The organism is Niveispirillum sp. BGYR6, assembly GCF_027568365.1.
GTDB lineage: Bacteria > Pseudomonadota > Alphaproteobacteria > Azospirillales > Azospirillaceae > Niveispirillum.
Window position 1 is genome coordinate 64,148 of record NZ_JANLNL010000012.1, and the last position, 16,704, is coordinate 80,851.

Consider the following 16,704-nt stretch of genomic DNA (forward strand, 5'->3'; position numbering starts at 1 on the left):
CATGGCGTTGTTCCAATATTTCCCCAACAATTACATCTGGAATCTCTCGGTCAATATCGCCCTGGAAAGCGGTGCGCGGATCGGCGAGATCGAGGATATGTGCCGCCCGCTGCTGGACGCGGCAGCCCGCGGGGAAGATGCCGGCACCGGTGCCTTCCTGACCCAATGGGTAGCCATGGCCGACAAGCTGGTGGGGCTGGCCGAAGAAGATGAGGCGCGGGGCCGCGCCTTTTCCGCCGGGGCCAAATTGCAGCGCGCCTCGCTCTATTACATCACGGCGGAGCGGATGCAGGGCCATGGCCATCCGGGCCGGGGGGAGACCTTCACCAAGGGTCAGAACGCCTTCCGCAAGGGCACAGCGCTGGCGCGGGAGAACTGCACGCGGGTGGAAATCCCCTTTGGTGACAGCTTCATCCCGGCCTTGTTCACCAAGGCAGAAGGGGTGGATGGCCCGGCCCCCTGCGTGCTGTATGTCAATGGCCTGGACAGCTGCAAGGAGCTGCTGTTCTGGTCCTGGCTGCCGCACGCGCTGGCCAAGCGCGGCATTTCCACGCTCTGTATCGACCAGCCGGGCACGGGTGAGGCGCTGCGCGCCAACAACCTGTATGCCACGCATGAAACCGAACGCTGGGCCACGCCCGTGTTCGATTATCTGGCCGCCCGGCCCGATGTGATGCCTGACAAGATCGGCATGGTCGGCATTTCGCTGGGTGGCTATTTCACCCCGCGCGCCGTGGCGTTTGAACCGCGCTTTGCTTCTGGTGCTGTCTGGGGTGCCAACCATGATTGGCGCGAAGTGCAGCAGAAGCGCCTGAAGCGGGAAGGCGAAAACCCGGTGCCGCATTACTGGGGCCATGTGCGCTGGGTGTTTGGTGCCCAGGATATGGATGATTTCTTCGCCAAGGCCGAAGGGATGCATCTGAATGGCGTGCTGGACCGGATCAAGGTGCCGTTCCTGGTGACGCACGGTTCCAAGGACCGGCAGATTTCCGTCGATTACGCCCACCAGACCTATGACCAGCTGGTGAACTCCCCCCGGCGCGAGTTGAAAATCTTCACCGAGCGTGAAGGCGGGGTGGAGCATGTCGGGGCGGATAACATGTCGTTCGGGCGTGATTACATCGCCGACTGGTTCGCCGACACGTTGGGGGGGCGGTTGGGGTAAGGGGGGTATACCTCACCGCAACTCGCCCCTCCCGTCATCCCGGCGAAAGCCGGGACCCAGGGGCAACAGGAAACCTGTCGACGCTGCATCAATCAACGCAACTGAGTGGTTGGGCGCGTGGCCCCTGGGTCCCGGCTTTCGCCGGGATGACGGGGTAGGAAGAGAAAAAATGAATGGGAATAGGGGTCACACCGCAAACCTGGCCATGGAAACCCCCATGCCCAGCCTGACCATCCTCCCCGAAATCGGCCCGCCGCAAACCCTGCCGCTTCCCCCCGGCCAGAATCTGCTTCAAGCCATCACCCCCGCCGGTCGTGATACAATCACCGCCCTGTGCGGGGGTGGTTGTATTTGTGGTACCTGCCGGGTGCGGGTGGTGGATGGCGATCCTGGCCCGATGGGGGAGCGGGAGGCGCAGTTGCGGCGCCAGCTTGCCATCACCGATCCCGCCATCCGGCTGGCCTGCCAGACCCACCCGCCAGGCCCGCTGTCTGTCGCCATCATCAAACCAAGGTGAAACCCGTGCCCCGTATCATCGATCTTTCCGTGCATCTGGAAAATGACGTGCCGGCGGACCCGCCTTTCATGCGTCCCAAGATCCGCTATGCCAGCCATGCCGAAGGGGCGGCGGAATATTGCCAGATGTTCCCCGGCCTGACGGTCGACCAGCTGCCCGATGGCGAAGGCCCGGCGGCGGAATGGGTGGAGCTGACCACCCATAACGGCACCCATATGGATGCGCCCTGGCATTACCATTCCACGATGGATGGCGGCAAACGTGCCATCACCATCGATGAGGTGCCGCTGGACTGGTGTTTCCGCCCCGGCGTGAAACTGGATTTCCGCCATCTGCCCGACGGCCATGTCGTCACGGCGGCAGAGGTGGAGGCCGAGCTGGCCCGCATCGGCCATGTGCTGCAGCCGCTGGATATCGTGCTGGTGAACACGGCGGCCGGTGCCGCCTATGGCCAGCCGAATTTCCTGGCCAAGGGTTGCGGCATGGGGCGGGAGGCGACGCTGTATCTGGTGGAACGCGGCGTGCGCGTCACCGGCATTGACGGCTGGAGCTGGGATGCACCCTTCCCCTTCACCGCCGCCAAGTTCAAGGAAACCGGCGACGCCTCGCTGATCTGGGAGGGCCATTATGTCGGCAAGGATGTCGGCTATTGCCACATGGAAAAGCTCTCCAACCTGGAAAGCCTGCCGCCGCACGGCTTCACCGTCGCCTGCTTCCCGGTGAAGGTACGGGCGGCCAGCGCTGGCTGGACCCGCGCTGTCGCCATCATGCCGGATTGAACAATGCACGTGGCTTCCGCCCTTGTGCACGGAACACAAGGGCGGAATTCACCATGGCTGTATCAGTAGACTTTATAAAGCTCGGTAGCGGAAATCGCTGAACGTAGCCGTACCCGACCCCGCCACATAGAGGGCAGGGCGCAAGCTGGCGAGATCGCCGATGGTGTTGGCGTGATAGCCAGAAGCCTCTGCCCGAACACCATGCCGGGTCCAGTCGGTTCCGTTCAGGCTGTAATAATAGGTGATGATGTGGCGATCATTGCTGATCCGCAGATGGATGCGCTTTGTCGGCGGCGCAGGTTCACGCCAGTGGCTTACCTTGCCGCCATTAAAAGTTTTCATCCGCTCCCCATTGACCCCCACGCCCAGGAACAGGCGGTCATTGAAGAAGAGCAGAAGCCCGGCCTCCGCATCGCCTTGCAATGCCAGGGTGACGGAAATCTCATAGGCATGATCCCCGACCATCTGGGTCAAAGGGGAGCAATCATGCGGGCCGGTGCCTTTACCCCGCAAAACCAGACCATCCTTTGACAGGCTGGCCCGCTCAATCTCGTTCGGGCCACCGGCATAGAAACTCCACCGCGAGCCGAATGAAGCCTGGGAGAAATTATCGGAGCGGGCAACGCCATGCGGCGCAGAAGGCAGGTTGACCGGCTTGCGCAGCGGCTGGGCAAGATCGCCGCCCGTTGCCTTGAACCAGCCATCCGATGTCCATTCGATGGGCTCCAACAAGGTCTGCCGCCCCAGGGTGCGATAGCCATTTTCATAGCCGTGATAGACCATGAACCATTGCTCCCCCGGCCCGCAGACCAGGGTGGCATGGCCGCGCGACAGCCAGCGTTCATCGGGATCGGTCGTTCGGACAATCGGGTTGTGGGGGCAGTTCTCCCACGGGCCATGCACCGAACGGGACCGCGCGGCAATTACCATATGCCCCGTTGGCGGCCCGGCTGTGCCGCCAACCGCACTGATCAGATAGAACCAGTCGCCGCGCCGCAGCAGCTTTGGCCCTTCCAGCGCATAGGCTTCGGTAATCCAGTCATCGGGATAATGCCAGCCATCATAGACTTTCTCCACCGGCCCGACGGTGGACAGCCCATCCTCAGACAGGCGCACCCGTTTGATACCCGACAGGAAAAGGTAGCGGTTGCCATCCTCCCCGACCAGATGGCCGGGATCGATCATACCGCGCAGCCCCAGATCAATGGGCGCGCTCCACGGCCCTGTAATGCTGGGGGCGTGCATGACATAGATACACATCGGTGCCGGCAGAGTGGTTGCCCATGGCACCTTCAGGAAGGGAATATAGATGTAGTAGCGGTCCTTATGCTTGACCAGATCGACGGCGAAGACCATTCCCGGCGGCTTTTCCAATGCCGTGCAGATCGGGGTCCAGTTCACCAGATCGCGGGAATGCCAGATCAGCAGGCCGGGTGACGCCTCGAACGACGAATGCGTCATATAGTAATCATCCCCATCCTTCAGGATGCTGGGATCGGGATGATCGCCGGCCAGGATCGGGTTCAGAAAGGTACCGTCACCAAGATCGGCCTTGCGCTGTCCCTCAATGCCCTGCGCCCAGCCTGTGGCTTGCCCCTTTCCCTCTGGGGCTGCTGCGCTGGCGGACAACAGGCCCAGGGCGGAAGCAGGTACGGCGGCTGAACCCGCCAGGGCCATACGGAACAGGTCACGACGCGTATTCATGTTTCCCTCCCATTACTATAATTAGAATTTAATTCTGAAATTAGGCTGCTTTTTGCGGCTGGTCAAGCTGCGGGATGTTCAAGGGATTGTGGCCGTCAGGCCGGATTGCGGGGAAGGTTCCTGCCCCCCATCACCCCACGGCCGCCCTGATCAGCCCCGCCACGTCGCCATCGTCGCGGAACCCCGCTGCACGGGCGGCGGTAGCGATCAATGGCGGTTGGCGGGCGAATTTGGCCTCCACCGCCGGGTCGGGGGCATAGGTCACATCAAACGGGCCAAACCGGTCGGTCAGGGCTGCCACCAGTTCGCCCAAGGTCAGGCGCAGCACCGGCGGCAGCCAGACACGGCCCTGGCCGGGCAGGGAGGCGGCGTGCAGCAGGGCCTCCACGGCCGCCGAAACCGACATCCACCAGCACACGCCCTGTTCGGAGACCGGTAAGCACACCGGGCGATGGTCCCGTGCCGCCCACATCACCTCGCTCATGAAGGCGGAGATCAGGCCCGATGGGGCAGGGGGGCGGGCGACGATGCCGGGCAGGCGCAGACTGCTGCCATCAATGTAACCGCGCCGGCTGTAATCCGTCACCAGCAACTCGCCGACCAGCTTCTGCATCCCATAGGACAGGCCGGGCCGGGCGGGCGTGGCATCATCCACCTGATCGGGCAGCGGGTCGCCATAGACGGCCACTGAGCTGGCAAAGACCAGCCGGGCCGGGCTTTGCTGCCGGCGCAGCGCATCCAGCAGCCCCAGCGTGCCGCCCAGATTGGCCGCCATGCCCAGATCGAAATCCCGCTCTGCCAGCCCGCCCGGCACGGAGGCCAGATGGAAAACCAGATCGGCCGGCTGGTTCAGCGCATCGGCCCAGATGCCGGCATCGGCAATGTCACTGGCCAGGGCGGTCACCCGCGGATCGTCGGGCCGGGTGCTGAATTGCCGGTCAACCAGGGTCAGGCTGGTGAAAGCAGGCCCCGCCCCCGCCAGCAGACGGCGGACAAGGGCCGCACCGACGAAACCGCCGGCGCCGGTAACAAGGATATGCATGGCGTTTCCCCTTATTTTTTCAATTGCCGTCGGTGATCAGTGTGCCGCCATCCACGACGATATTTTGCCCGGTGATGAAGCCGCCGGCCGCACTGGCCAGCATCACCGCCACCCCGGCCACCTCTGCCACCTCACCCGGCCGACGCAGGGGCGTCATCGCCATGCGCCGTTCCATGAAGGCCGGGTTGGCCAGCAGATCCCGCGACAGGTCGGTGCGGATGAAACCGGGGGAGATGGCGTTGACCCGGATATTCGCCGGCCCCCATTCCACCGCCAGATTGCGGGCCAATTGTGCATTCGCCGCCTTGGACAGGGCATAGAGCCCCAAGGCCTTGTTGCCGCGCAGCCCGGCGATGGAGGACATGATGATCACGCTGCCACCGCCCGCCGCCGCCATGCCGGGCAGAACCATGCCGGTCAGCCACAGCACGCTTTGCAGATTAACGGTCATGGTCGCCTGCCAATCGGCCTCGCTGGCGCTGGCGATGGGGCCGGCATGGGGGGCTATACCGGCATTGCAGACCAGGATATCCAGCGGCCCCGCCGCCGTCACCGGTGCCACCATGGCCGACAGGGCGGTTTGATCACTGACATCGCACGCGGCGGCGTGAGCGTTCAGCCCCTGCGCCCGCAACCCCTCTGCAGCATCGGCGCAGCCGGCCGCATCCTCGCTGCTGATCCAGACCTCTGCCCCCTGGCAGGCCAGCGCCGTGGCGATCCCCAGGCCCAGCCCGCGCTGCCCGCCCGTGACAAGGGCGCGCCGACCCGACAGGTCGAACAGGCGGCCATAGTGGGTCGCGTCCATGGCTATTCCTTTGCCGGGAAATCGATGTGGTCACGATAGGGTCTCGACCTGCATCACCAAAATCGTATTTACTGAGACGACCTATCGCCACAGCCGATAGGACAGGGAGGAAATAAGATGCGGTTCCAGAAACTGGACCTGAATTTGCTGGTGGTGCTGGATGTGCTGCTGGAAGAACGCAGCGTCTCACGCGCGGCCAACCGGCTGAACCTCAGCCAATCGGCCGTCTCGGGCAATCTGGCCCGGCTGCGCGAATTTTTTGATGATGATCTGCTGGCCCAGATCGGGCGCAGCATGGTGCCCACGCCGCTGGCCGAAAGCATGGCCGAGCCGGTGCGCGACATTCTGATGCAAATTCAATCCACCATCGAAACCAAGCCCAGCTTCGATCCCGCCAGCGCCACCCGCTCCATCCGGCTGCACGCGTCCGATTATGTGACAGAGGTGCTGTTGGCCCGCGCCATCGCCAAGGCGCGGGCGCTGGCCCCGGGCATCCGGGTGGAAATTGATTTCATGGATGATATGGTGCTGGACCGGCTGGGGCGCGGGCAGGTGGATTTCCTGCTGACACCGGATAACTTCACCCATCCCGACCACCCGAAGGAGAAGCTGTTCACCGACGAACATGTCGTCGTCGTCTGGGAAGGCAACCGGCAGGTGGGCGACGCGATCAGCTTTGATCAATATATGGCGATGGACCATGTGCAGGTGCGGTTCGGCATGAAACGCTCCCCCTCCTTCGACCAATGGTTCATGGAACGCTTCGGCTATGCCCGCAAGGCGGCCGTCTTCGTGCCTGATTTCACCACCGTGCCGGCCATGCTGGTGGAGACCGACCTGCTGGCCACCATGCACGCCAGGCTGGCAAAACAATATGTGCAGCGCCTGCCGCTGCGCATATTGCCGCTGCCCATCGAGTTTCCCGTCTTGACGGAGATGATCCAGTGGCACCGACATTTCCAGCGCGATCCGGCCCTGCTCTGGTTCCGCCAGCTGCTGCGCGAATGCATGGCGGAACAGGATTTATGATATTTGGCGCATAAAATGAGTTTATGTGTTGATTCCGATATTGACGGTTTATCGGAGGGGGCAACCAGTCCCAACTATCGGTCCGACCGATAGATCGGATCAGCAAATACGATTACGCCGATGATACGGCGGCTGATATGGTTTTCCCTGCAAATGACCAGACTGGCCAACAAAGGCTGGCGGCGGGGAGGATGACCGGTATGAACCCGGAAGCACGGGCGGCCTTTGGGCCGCTAATGGATAATCCATGACCAGGGCCTGCATGGCGGGTTTATTCCCTGCCTGTCGGCACCGGCCATGATTGCCCGCTGATCCCCCACCGGCTGCAACGAAAACAATCCGGCATCACGTCCGGAAACAGCCCCGCTTGTGCAATGGCGGGGCGGCCCCAGGAGGAGACCAAAGATGCGCGCCTATAAAGCCCTGTTGCTTTCAACCGCCCTGCTGGCCGGCCCCATGCCGGCAGCCCTGGCCCAGGATGCCGGCGGGCCGGGGTTGGATGAGATTGTCGTCACCGCGCAGCGCCGGACGGAGAACCTGCAGAAGGTGGCCATCGCCGTCACGGCCATTTCCACCGACGATCTGGTCAATGCTGGCGTCACCGACACGATCGGGCTGACCAAGATGGTGCCGGCCCTGGTGGTGCAGCCGGGCGGCGGTTCCAATAACGGCTTTTATCTGCGCGGGGTGGGTACGCTGGGGCCGAACTCCTTCTCTGAAAATGCCATCGCCTTCAATTATGGCGGCGTCTATATCGGCCGCCCCACTGCCCCCGTCGGTGCGCTGTTCGATCTGGCGCGGGTGGAGGTGCTGAAGGGGCCGCAGGGCACGCTTTATGGCCGCAACGCCACCGGCGGCGCCATCAATGTGCTGCCCAACCGCCCCGACCTGTCACGCACCAGCGGCGAGGTGGGGGCGGAGATCGGCAATTACAATCTGCGCAAGGGCAGTGCCGTCCTCAATGCACCGATTTCCGAAACGCTGGCCCTGCGCATTGCCGGACAGGCTTTGGACCGCGATGGCTATCTCTCCGACGGTTATGATGATGAGAAGGGGGAGGCGGCCCGCGCCTCCCTGCTGTGGGAACCGAATGACCGGCTGAGCCTGCTGGTGATGGGCGATTACTTCCACCAGGGTGGCAAGGGGGTTGGCGGCGTGCTGGTGCCCGGCAGCCTGACCCCCACCGCCCCGGCCGTATCGGACCGGATCGGCGGGTCGGAAGCGGCCAGCATCGCTGAATTGCGGCTGCGTTTCCCCGGCCTGATCAATAGCGGCCTGGTGGTGCCGCCACAGAAGGACGGTTTCAACGACAATACCTTCTGGGGCGTCTCGGCCACGCTGGATTACAGTTTTGATGCCGGCACCCTGACCGTGCTGCCAGCCTATCGTGACAGCCGGCCGGATTTCCGCTTCTACAGCGTCGGCTTCCAGGGCGATATGCAGGAGACCTCCAAGCAAAGCTCTCTGGAAGTGCGGTTTGCCTCCGCCGAAGACAGCGCGTTTCGTTATGTGGTGGGTGGCTTCCTGTTCCATGATAAGGTGGATGCGCTGAACAGCTTCTTCCAGGGCGGGCTGTCCACCACCACCTTCATGCCCCACCAGAAAACCACCAGCAAGGCCGTGTTCGGCCAGGGTACCTATGATGTGGCGCCGGATTTCCGGCTGGTGGCCGGCATCCGTTATACCCATGAAAACAAGGAACAGACGACACCGCTGCGCCAGAGCAGCATTTCCAACCCCAACCCGCCCTTCCTGACGGCGACGGGGGACGAGAATTTTGAAAGCGTCACCTGGAAGGGCGGGATCGAGTTTGATGCCGGGCCGCAATCGCTGCTCTATGCCAATGTCGCCACCGGCTTCAAGGCGGGCGGCTTCTATCCCGCCGTCGGCAAGAACAGTTTTGAGCCGGAGAAGCTGACGGCCTATACGCTGGGTTCCAAGAACCGTTTCCTGGATAACCGGCTGCAGCTGAATGCCGAAGCCTTCTGGTGGGATTATCAGGATCAGCAGATCGGCTATATCGGCCCGGTGGAAGTGCGGCCCGGTGTCTATGGCCAGGCCTCGGTGACCGCCAATGTCGGCCAGGCCCGCATGTATGGGCTGGATCTGGAAGCGCAGTACCGGCTGACCCGCGATGACGAGATCGGCATCAACCTGCAATATATGGACAGCAAATATAAGAGCTTCGTCTATACCGCCATTTCCGCCAATGGCGCGCCGCTGCCCAGCGGCTGCGCGGTGACGCCCAATACCTCCCTGCCGGTGGCGGCCCCGGCCCGGCTGTTTACCGTGGATTGTTCCGGCCAGCCGGCGGTGAATGCGCCGAAATGGTCGCTCAACCTGTCCTATGAGCATACATTCACCCTGCCGGGGGATTATGCCCTGATGGCCGGCGCGCGCAGCCGCATTGAAAGCGGCCGGTTCCTGTCCATCGATTACCGGCCGGAACAGCATCAGGGCGGCTATATGACCTCCGATATCTGGCTGACGCTGGAAGCGCCGGAGAACAGCTGGTCGCTGACCGCCTTCGTCAATAATCTGGAGGACAAGGACATCTATTCCACCTCCGTCACCCGGCCGATCCTGAACGTTGTCTATAACGGCCTGCGCCCGCCCCGCACCTATGGCCTGCGCGGCAGCGTGCGGTTCTAAGGGGGGCTGCGTACATTCCTGATCACAGCGGTTCCCAACGACTTTACCGACGATAAGCGCTTTCCCCACCGTCACCCCGGCCTGCGCCGGGGTGACGGGTAAGAAATAGCCCTCATCGCACGCATCCCACCCCCCCAAAGGACACCCCCCATGCAATCCGCCCTATCCCGTCCGCCGGGGATTGCCACCGGCATTGCCCTGCTGTTGCCCTGCACCTCGGCGGTGATGGGGATTTTGCTGCTGGTGCCGGTGGCACCGCAGATGATGGCCGCCTTTGCCCATGTACCGGGGGTGGAATTTCTGGTGCCGGTGCTGTTGACCCTGCCGGGTCTCTGCATCGCCCTGTTCTCCCCCGTGGCCGGCATGTTGGCCGACCGGTTCGGGCGCAAGCGGCTGCTGATCATCGCCATGCTGCTGTATGGGCTGGCGGGGATGGGGCCGATGCTGCTGACGGATATCGGCCCCATCCTGGCCAGCCGCGTGGCGGTGGGATTGTGCGAGGCGGTGATCATGACGCTGTCCACCACCCTGATCGGTGACCTTTACAGCGGCAAGGCCCGGGAACGCTGGCTGTCCTCCCAGACGGCGGTGGCCTCGGTCTCGGCCTTGCTGTTCCTGGCGCTTGGCGGTCTGCTGGGGCGCCAGGGCTGGCAGGCGCCGTTCCTGGTCTATGGGCTGGCCTGGCCGATGGCCCTGGGGGTGCTGCTGCTGGTGCGTGAACCGGCGGGGCAGGGGGGGCATGTCGCGCGCATCCGGATGCTGGACTGGTCCGGCCTGCCGGGGCGGCATATGGCCCTGTCCTGCGGCACCACGGTGCTGGCGGCCATTCTGTTCTATACGATCCAGGTGAATATCAGCACGGTGCTGCCCGCCCATGGCGTCACCGATCCCGGCCAGATCGGCCTGTTCTCCGCACTGGCCAGCATCGGCGTCCCGCTGGGTACGCTGGTTTTCTGGCGGCTGGCGCGGCTGGATGTGCGGCTGCTGCTGGCCGGGGAGTTCAGCCTGATCGCCGCCGCCTTCATTGCCATGGGGCTGGCGGGCAATGCCGGGCTGTTCATCGGTTTTGCCTTTGTCGGCCAACTGGCGGCCGGCATGTTGCTGCCCACCCTGCTGACCTGGGCCCTGTCCGTGCTGAACTTCACGGTGCGCGGGCGCGGTACCGGCCTGTGGCAATCCAGCTTCTCCATCGGGCAGTTCCTGTCCGCCCTGGTGGTGCCGGCCCTGACGCTAGCCACCGGATCGGTGGCGGCAGCGCTGCCGGTGATCGGCCTGGGCGCCCTGCTGGTGGCTGCCGTCAACCTTTTCCTGCTGTTGCAAAACCGGAGCGTTTCCGCATCATGACCCAGCCTTTCCGCCGCATCGTCACCGCCCATGATGATCAGGGCCTGTCGGTGATCCGTAGCGTTGATACGCTGACTCCCAGCCTGATCGACAGCGGCGATGCCGCCTTTCAACTGGTCTGGGCCACGCCCACAGTCCCTGCCGATCTGAATGCCGGGACCGACGGCATGGTGCCGGCCGGTAAGACACTGTATGGCGGATCGGTGATCCGCATTGTGGACATGCTGCCGGGCAAGGCATCGCCGCTGCACCGCTCCTACTCCATTGATTACGGTATCGTCCTGTCCGGTCAGCTGGAACTGGAGCTGGATGATGGTTCCGTCACCGCGCTGCAGGCCGGTGACATTGTGGTGCAGCGCGCCACCAACCATCTCTGGCGCAACCCGTCCCCCGATCAGGTCTGCCGCATCGCCTTCATCCTGATCGAGGCGCTGCCGGTGATGGCCGGGGGCAAGGTGTTGCCGGAGGTCCATCCGTAAACACCACATTTCGGCGGCGGGGAGTACTGGCCCGGTATTACCGTGCCAGTATCCGTGCGGCGGCCTTGGTTGTTTCCACGGCATGGCCCACCTTGCCGATGGAACCGTTGATCGCGCCCAGATTCTGGGTCACGGTTTCCACGGCGGCGGCGGTTGTCTGCATACTGGCGGACATGTCACGGGTAACAGCACTCTGTTCTTCCACGGCGGCGGCGGTGGTCGAGACATATTCGCGCACATTGGCCACCGCATCGCGGATCTGCTGAAGCGCGCCAACCATATCGGCGGAAAGCGCCTGGATGCCACCGATTTCCTGGGTGATTTTCTGGGTGGCGCCGGCCGACTGGTTAGCCAGATTCTTCACCTCCGTCGCCACCACCGCAAAGCCGCGCCCGGCCTCCCCGGCGCGCGCCGCCTCGATCGTGGCGTTCAGGGCCAGCAGGTTGATTTGGCCGGCGATGGTGCGGATGGTATCAACCACCCCTTCCATGGCTTGGGCCACGGTGTCCAGCCGCTGCGCCGCCTCACCAGCCTGGTTGGTCAACAGCACCGCATTATCGGTGGCGCTGCGGGACTGCACCATGGAATGGGAGATTTCATTGATGGAGGCGGCCAGCTCCTCTGTGCTGGAGGCCATCATCTGCACCGCCGCGGAGGTCTGGTTGGCGGCCGATGCCGCGCAGGCAGCCTCGCCGGTGGAAAGACCGACGGCTTTGTCGATCTCCGCGAAATTGCGGTCGATCAGTTGTTTCAGATTGGCCAGCATGTCGATCTGGGCGGTGATGTCGGTGGCATATTTCACCACCTTCATCGGCTTGCCATCCGGGTCCAGGATCGGGTTATAGGAGGCTTCGATCCAGATGATCTTGCCGCCCTTGCCGATGCGCTTGAACTGCCGTGCCTGGAACTGACCGGCGCGCAGCGCATGCCAGAAGGCCCGGTAATCGGGGCTGTTCTTCTCCGCCGCTTCCACGAACATGCTGTGATGGCGGCCCTTGATCTCCTCCAGCCGATAACCGACGGCGTTGAGGAAATTGTCATTGGCCCACAGGATGTTGCCGTCCAGGTCGAATTCGATGACGGCGTTGGATTTGCGGATGGCGGCCAGCTGGCCGGCGGCTTCCGCCTGTTCCATCACCTTACTGGTCACATTAATGGCATATTTCACCACCTTGGTGACCCGCCCGTTTCCATCCAGCACTGGGTTGTAGGAAGCCTCAATCCAGACGACCTTACCGCCTTTGCCGATGCGCTTGAAGGTGCGGACCTGGAATTCACCGCGGTTCAGCGCCCGCCAGAAATTCGTATAATCGGCACTGTTCTTTTCAGCCGGATCGACGAACAGGCTGTGATGCTGCCCCCGTATTTCCGTCAGCGTATAGCCCATTACATCCAGAAAATTCTGGTTGGCGTCGAGGATGGTGCCATCCGTATTGAAGGAAATCATCGCCTGGGAGCGGTTCAGCGCGGCGATGATTTGCGCTGTGGCATCTTGTTGCTTCAGCAGATTGAACACCATTTGACTGACCCCTCCATACATAAGAATGTTCTTTCGGGGTCGTTTGTCCCCGTGTTGCCTGTTTCAGAGGCTAGGGGAAAGGGCGTTGCCAGAACAGGGGGAAGCCTATAGCCCTCAGCATAGTTTTTGACGTCTGAGGGATTGACTTCCGTTAATTGTGATCTAGGCAAACGGTTAACTGATATTTACGAACTCTTCTCCAGCGGCGGCACTGGCGGTGTTTCACTTTGTAATAGTGATGGACGGGGTTCCCGCTCCCGGCATAATCCGGAAAATCGGCGAGAGGATTTGGCATAAATTGGTATTGTTATTTTACGGTAAGAACCTGCGCCATTTCCGCCATTTTTATTCCAGATGGCTTTTGGGTGGGGTGATCGCTTCATTATTTTGTTGAAATCGTGAGATTATTTGATTTTTTTAATGAAAATATACCAATAAATGCGCGTGATGCGTTATCAGGTGGGGTAACAAAAATTCTTCATAAATTTATCTTATATATTTATTCTAAATTTCGCGACTGTATTTCTTGATATTTCAAGAGATGTGCAATTTTTTCATAAAACTATATATGTATGCATGTTTAATGTGCATATTTTGCGTAATTTTATTTATGTATTAAAAGATGATGCTTTGTATTTGTGCATTTTGGTGTCGATGGCCTTCATCCGTCCGAAATTTATCCGGGGCCTTGATTTAATTAATTTGAATTAAAAATTCGGCGTCTTGAAATGTCTTATAGTGGACTTGACGAACCATACCAATTGCTGACATGAAGGAATGGACGACGAGAAACGAAAACAAGCCGCCAGCCGTCGAACATCACCTCAGCATCATACTTAACAGGCAGGGGTTACGGGATGAGCAACTCAGTTCGTGGGAATGTCGCGGCGCTTCGCCGCAAGAAAATGTCCTTGCTGTGCGGCACCTGCATCGGCCTGCTGGCCCTTGCCGCCCCGGCATTGGCGCAATCCTCTTCCGCTGAAAGCACGGAGACGCTTGACGAGGTCGTGGTAACCGGTTTCCGTGGTTCGATCTATGCGGCCATGGAGTCCAAGCGCCTGGACTCCCGCGTTACCGACGGTATCTCGGCGGAAGATCTGGGCAAGTTCCCCAGCGAGAATATCACGGAAGCGATCCAGCGCATTTCCGGCGTGCAGATGTCCAATGTCAATGGGCGCGGGGCGACGATCAGCATTCGTGGTCTGGGTCCGCAATATGCGTTGACCACCATCAATGGCCAGGTCTTCAAGAGTGCCGATTTCACCGATGGCTTCCGTTACGATATTATTCAGACCGAGCTGGCCAGCTCCATCCAGGTCATCAAATCGCCGACGGCGGACATGGATGCCGGCGGCCTGTCCGGCACGGTGAATATCGACACCACCAAGCCGCTGGATTACAAGGCACCGGAATTCGTCACCTCCGTCAAAGGCCAGAATTCAGAGTTCGCCGGCGGCAAGATCACGCCGAAGGTTGGTGTCAGCTATGTCGATCAGCTGCTGAACGATACGCTCGGCGTTTACCTGAATGTCGGCTATCAGAAGCTGGACGACCGCGCCGATTATTTCTGGATGGATCGCTGGACCACCCAATCCATCGGTGGATCGACCGTGACGGTGCCGCGCCGCCCGCGTTATCGCCGTATCGACCGCGAAACGGAACGCAAGCAGGCCAGCGGCGGGCTGCAATGGCGCCCCACCGATTCTATTGAGATTAATGCCTCGGCGATTTTCGCGCGCGACAATACGGATTACGACGTCAACCAGCAGGTCTTCCTGTTCAACACCGCGCGCCTGAAGGTCAACAAGGTGACCAATGGTACGGCGGTCAACACCACCGCGACCAACTTCACGATGGAAAATAACCGTCAGGAGGAAGAGCGCAATCTGACCAGCCAGGGCTATACCCTGTCGGGCACATGGACCGGTGATGATGGCTGGGTCGCCAAGACGGCGGTGAACTATACCCAGGGCAAGGCCTATCTGCGTGAAGCGGCGGCCATTCTGGGCATCAATATCCCCAGTGCCACCATCGATATTGCCGATCCGGATGCCATTGGCTACACGGTCAGCACCGATCTGGCCAATGCCGGGCTGTATGCCCCCAACCTGCTGAACCGCAACGAATATCCCAATGGCGCCACCCGCCGGATGAAGTCCAGCGAACTGTCTGAACAGGTCGATCTGTCCAAGGAAGTAGCGTTCGGCCCGATCAGCAAGCTGAGCGTTGGTGCCAAGAACCGGCACGAAAGTTTCGACCGCTATATCACGCGTCATGACATGATCGCGCTGTCCAACGCCCCGGCGCCCGGCAGCAGCATTTTCCCATCCATGCCGAGCAATTACTATTCGGTCGGCGATTTCCTGGATGGACGCTTTGACATCCCGCATGGCTGGGTCGGCCCCAACCCGTCCGCCTATGACAAGGCGCTGGCGGCGGCTGGCATCGTGGTTCCGGAAATCTTCGCCCCGGAATCCAGCTATAAGGTGGACCGCTATATGCCGTCCGCCTATGCGATGGCCAGCATCGACACCATGCTGGCCGACATGAAGGTGACGGGTAATCTTGGCCTGCGCTATGAATATACCCGCCAGAAGGTGAAGGGTAACGTCACCGGCCCGCGGACCGATGGCTATAGCGAGGTGCAGCAGGATATTGGCGACTATACCCAGTCGCAGCATTACGATAACTGGCTGCCCAGCTTCAACCTGTCCGTCGAGCCGGTGGATAAGCTGATGGTCCGGTTTGCCGCCGCCAATGTGCTGGTCCGCCCAATCCTGGATTCCAACAGCTCCCTGGCCCAGACCACCTCGCGCACCACCAATTCCCAGAACACCAAGACCGACATTGTGACGGTCAATCTGGGTCAGGCCGGCCTGAAGCCGCTGACCGCCAACCAGATTGATCTGGGGGTGGAGTGGTATTACAGCCGCACCGGTGCCTTCTCCATCAACGGCTTCCAGAAATGGATCAAGAACGGCACCTATTCGGCGCTGGTCTGCCCGGGTTCATTTGCCGGCACGCCGCTGACCAACAATGGCAATGACTGCGTGGATGCCGCCGGCAATATCTATGACATCACCCAGACGCTGAACGACCCCTCCACCATCAAGCTGAAGGGCTTTGAGGTGAGCTGGAACCAGTCGTTCGACGATTACCTGCCGGTGGATGGCTTTGGCATCATCGGTAACTTCACCAAGGTCTATCCGCAGAAGGTGAAGATTGGTACCGGCTATACCGTCCGTAACCTGTCCAAGACCTCCTGGAACGTCACGCCCTATTGGGAAAATGACAGTTTCAGCGTGCGCGTGGCCATCAACCACCGCAGCGGCTATGACCAGAACAGCGCCGACAGCTTCTTCGCCCGCGAAGGCCATACGGTGAAGGCCCGCACCCAGGTGGATCTCAGCGCCGGCTATACGTTCGATGAACATCTCAGCTTCAGCGTGGGTGTCATCAATCTGAACGAAAGCAGCGAAGAGGCCTATTACAACGATCCTTCCGTCTGGCAGGAAAGCAGCTTCTATGGCCGCAGCTTCTATGCGGCGGCGACCTGGAAGATGTAATCGCCATTGGCAGCATCCCGGTGTGCCTTGCCCATTGGGATGCTGCCAGCTTTTGATTGCCGCAAGCGCTGCGACATCCGCGCTTGCGGGGTCAGCACTTCAA

12 protein-coding genes are annotated in these 16,704 nt (G+C 61.3%); 8 read left to right on the forward strand and 4 right to left on the reverse strand.

Annotated elements, in window-relative coordinates; translation table 11 throughout:
* Position 1: 1 nt before the first annotated feature.
* The 3 genes from PCJ49_RS20705 (at position 2) to PCJ49_RS20715 (ending at position 2,461) form a co-directional block, all read left to right on the forward strand.
* Positions 2 to 1,165, forward strand: a complete 1,164-nt coding sequence (locus tag PCJ49_RS20705; RefSeq protein ID WP_089288430.1) for a prolyl oligopeptidase family serine peptidase — start codon at positions 2 to 4, stop codon at positions 1,163 to 1,165.
* Positions 1,166 to 1,382: 217 nt separating this feature from the next.
* A complete protein-coding gene (locus PCJ49_RS20710; RefSeq protein ID WP_269912613.1) occupies positions 1,383 to 1,682 on the forward strand; it encodes a 2Fe-2S iron-sulfur cluster-binding protein in 300 nt (99 codons plus the stop codon).
* Between the two features lie 5 nt (positions 1,683 to 1,687).
* Positions 1,688 to 2,461, forward strand: a complete 774-nt coding sequence (locus PCJ49_RS20715; protein WP_200819921.1) for a cyclase family protein — start codon at positions 1,688 to 1,690, stop codon at positions 2,459 to 2,461.
* Positions 2,462 to 2,533: 72 nt separating this feature from the next.
* Here the strand turns inward: PCJ49_RS20715 and PCJ49_RS20720 are convergent, their stop codons facing one another.
* The 3 genes from PCJ49_RS20720 to PCJ49_RS20730 form a co-directional block, all read right to left on the reverse strand.
* Positions 2,534 to 4,165, reverse strand: coding sequence for a family 43 glycosylhydrolase (locus PCJ49_RS20720; protein ID WP_269912614.1), 1,632 nt, complete (start codon positions 4,163 to 4,165; stop codon positions 2,534 to 2,536).
* A gap of 130 nt (positions 4,166 to 4,295) precedes the next feature.
* A complete protein-coding gene (locus PCJ49_RS20725) occupies positions 4,296 to 5,207 on the reverse strand; it encodes an NAD-dependent epimerase/dehydratase family protein (RefSeq protein ID WP_269912615.1) in 912 nt (303 codons plus the stop codon).
* Between the two features lie 19 nt (positions 5,208 to 5,226).
* Complete coding sequence (locus PCJ49_RS20730; RefSeq protein WP_269912616.1) at positions 5,227 to 6,012, reverse strand: SDR family NAD(P)-dependent oxidoreductase; 786 nt, start codon at positions 6,010 to 6,012, stop codon at positions 5,227 to 5,229.
* A gap of 117 nt (positions 6,013 to 6,129) precedes the next feature.
* Here PCJ49_RS20730 and PCJ49_RS20735 point away from each other — a divergent pair, with 117 nt between their 5' ends.
* The 4 genes from PCJ49_RS20735 (at position 6,130) to PCJ49_RS20750 (ending at position 11,516) form a co-directional block, all read left to right on the forward strand.
* Positions 6,130 to 7,041, forward strand: a complete 912-nt coding sequence (locus PCJ49_RS20735) for a LysR family transcriptional regulator (protein ID WP_269912617.1) — start codon at positions 6,130 to 6,132, stop codon at positions 7,039 to 7,041.
* A 405-nt stretch (positions 7,042 to 7,446) separates the two neighbouring features.
* A complete protein-coding gene (locus PCJ49_RS20740) occupies positions 7,447 to 9,693 on the forward strand; it encodes a TonB-dependent receptor (RefSeq protein ID WP_269912618.1) in 2,247 nt (748 codons plus the stop codon).
* 150 nt (positions 9,694 to 9,843) lie between these two features.
* Entirely contained in the window at positions 9,844 to 11,037 is a 1,194-nt protein-coding gene (locus PCJ49_RS20745) for an MFS transporter (protein ID WP_269912619.1), read from the forward strand.
* Positions 11,034 to 11,516: a cupin domain-containing protein gene (locus PCJ49_RS20750; RefSeq protein ID WP_269912620.1), complete on the forward strand. Its 483-nt coding sequence runs from the start codon at positions 11,034 to 11,036 to the stop codon at positions 11,514 to 11,516. The genes PCJ49_RS20745 and PCJ49_RS20750 overlap by 4 nt, the downstream gene beginning before the upstream one ends.
* A gap of 37 nt (positions 11,517 to 11,553) precedes the next feature.
* On the opposite strand, the gene PCJ49_RS20755 is transcribed toward PCJ49_RS20750, so the two are convergent.
* Positions 11,554 to 13,035, reverse strand: a complete 1,482-nt coding sequence (locus PCJ49_RS20755; protein WP_269912621.1) for a PAS domain-containing methyl-accepting chemotaxis protein — start codon at positions 13,033 to 13,035, stop codon at positions 11,554 to 11,556.
* Positions 13,036 to 13,892: 857 nt separating this feature from the next.
* On the opposite strand from PCJ49_RS20755, the gene PCJ49_RS20760 reads away from it, so the two are divergent.
* On the forward strand, positions 13,893 to 16,601 hold the full coding sequence (locus tag PCJ49_RS20760) for a TonB-dependent receptor (RefSeq protein ID WP_269912622.1): 2,709 nt from the start codon (positions 13,893 to 13,895) through the stop codon (positions 16,599 to 16,601).
* Positions 16,602 to 16,704: the final 103 nt, after the last annotated feature.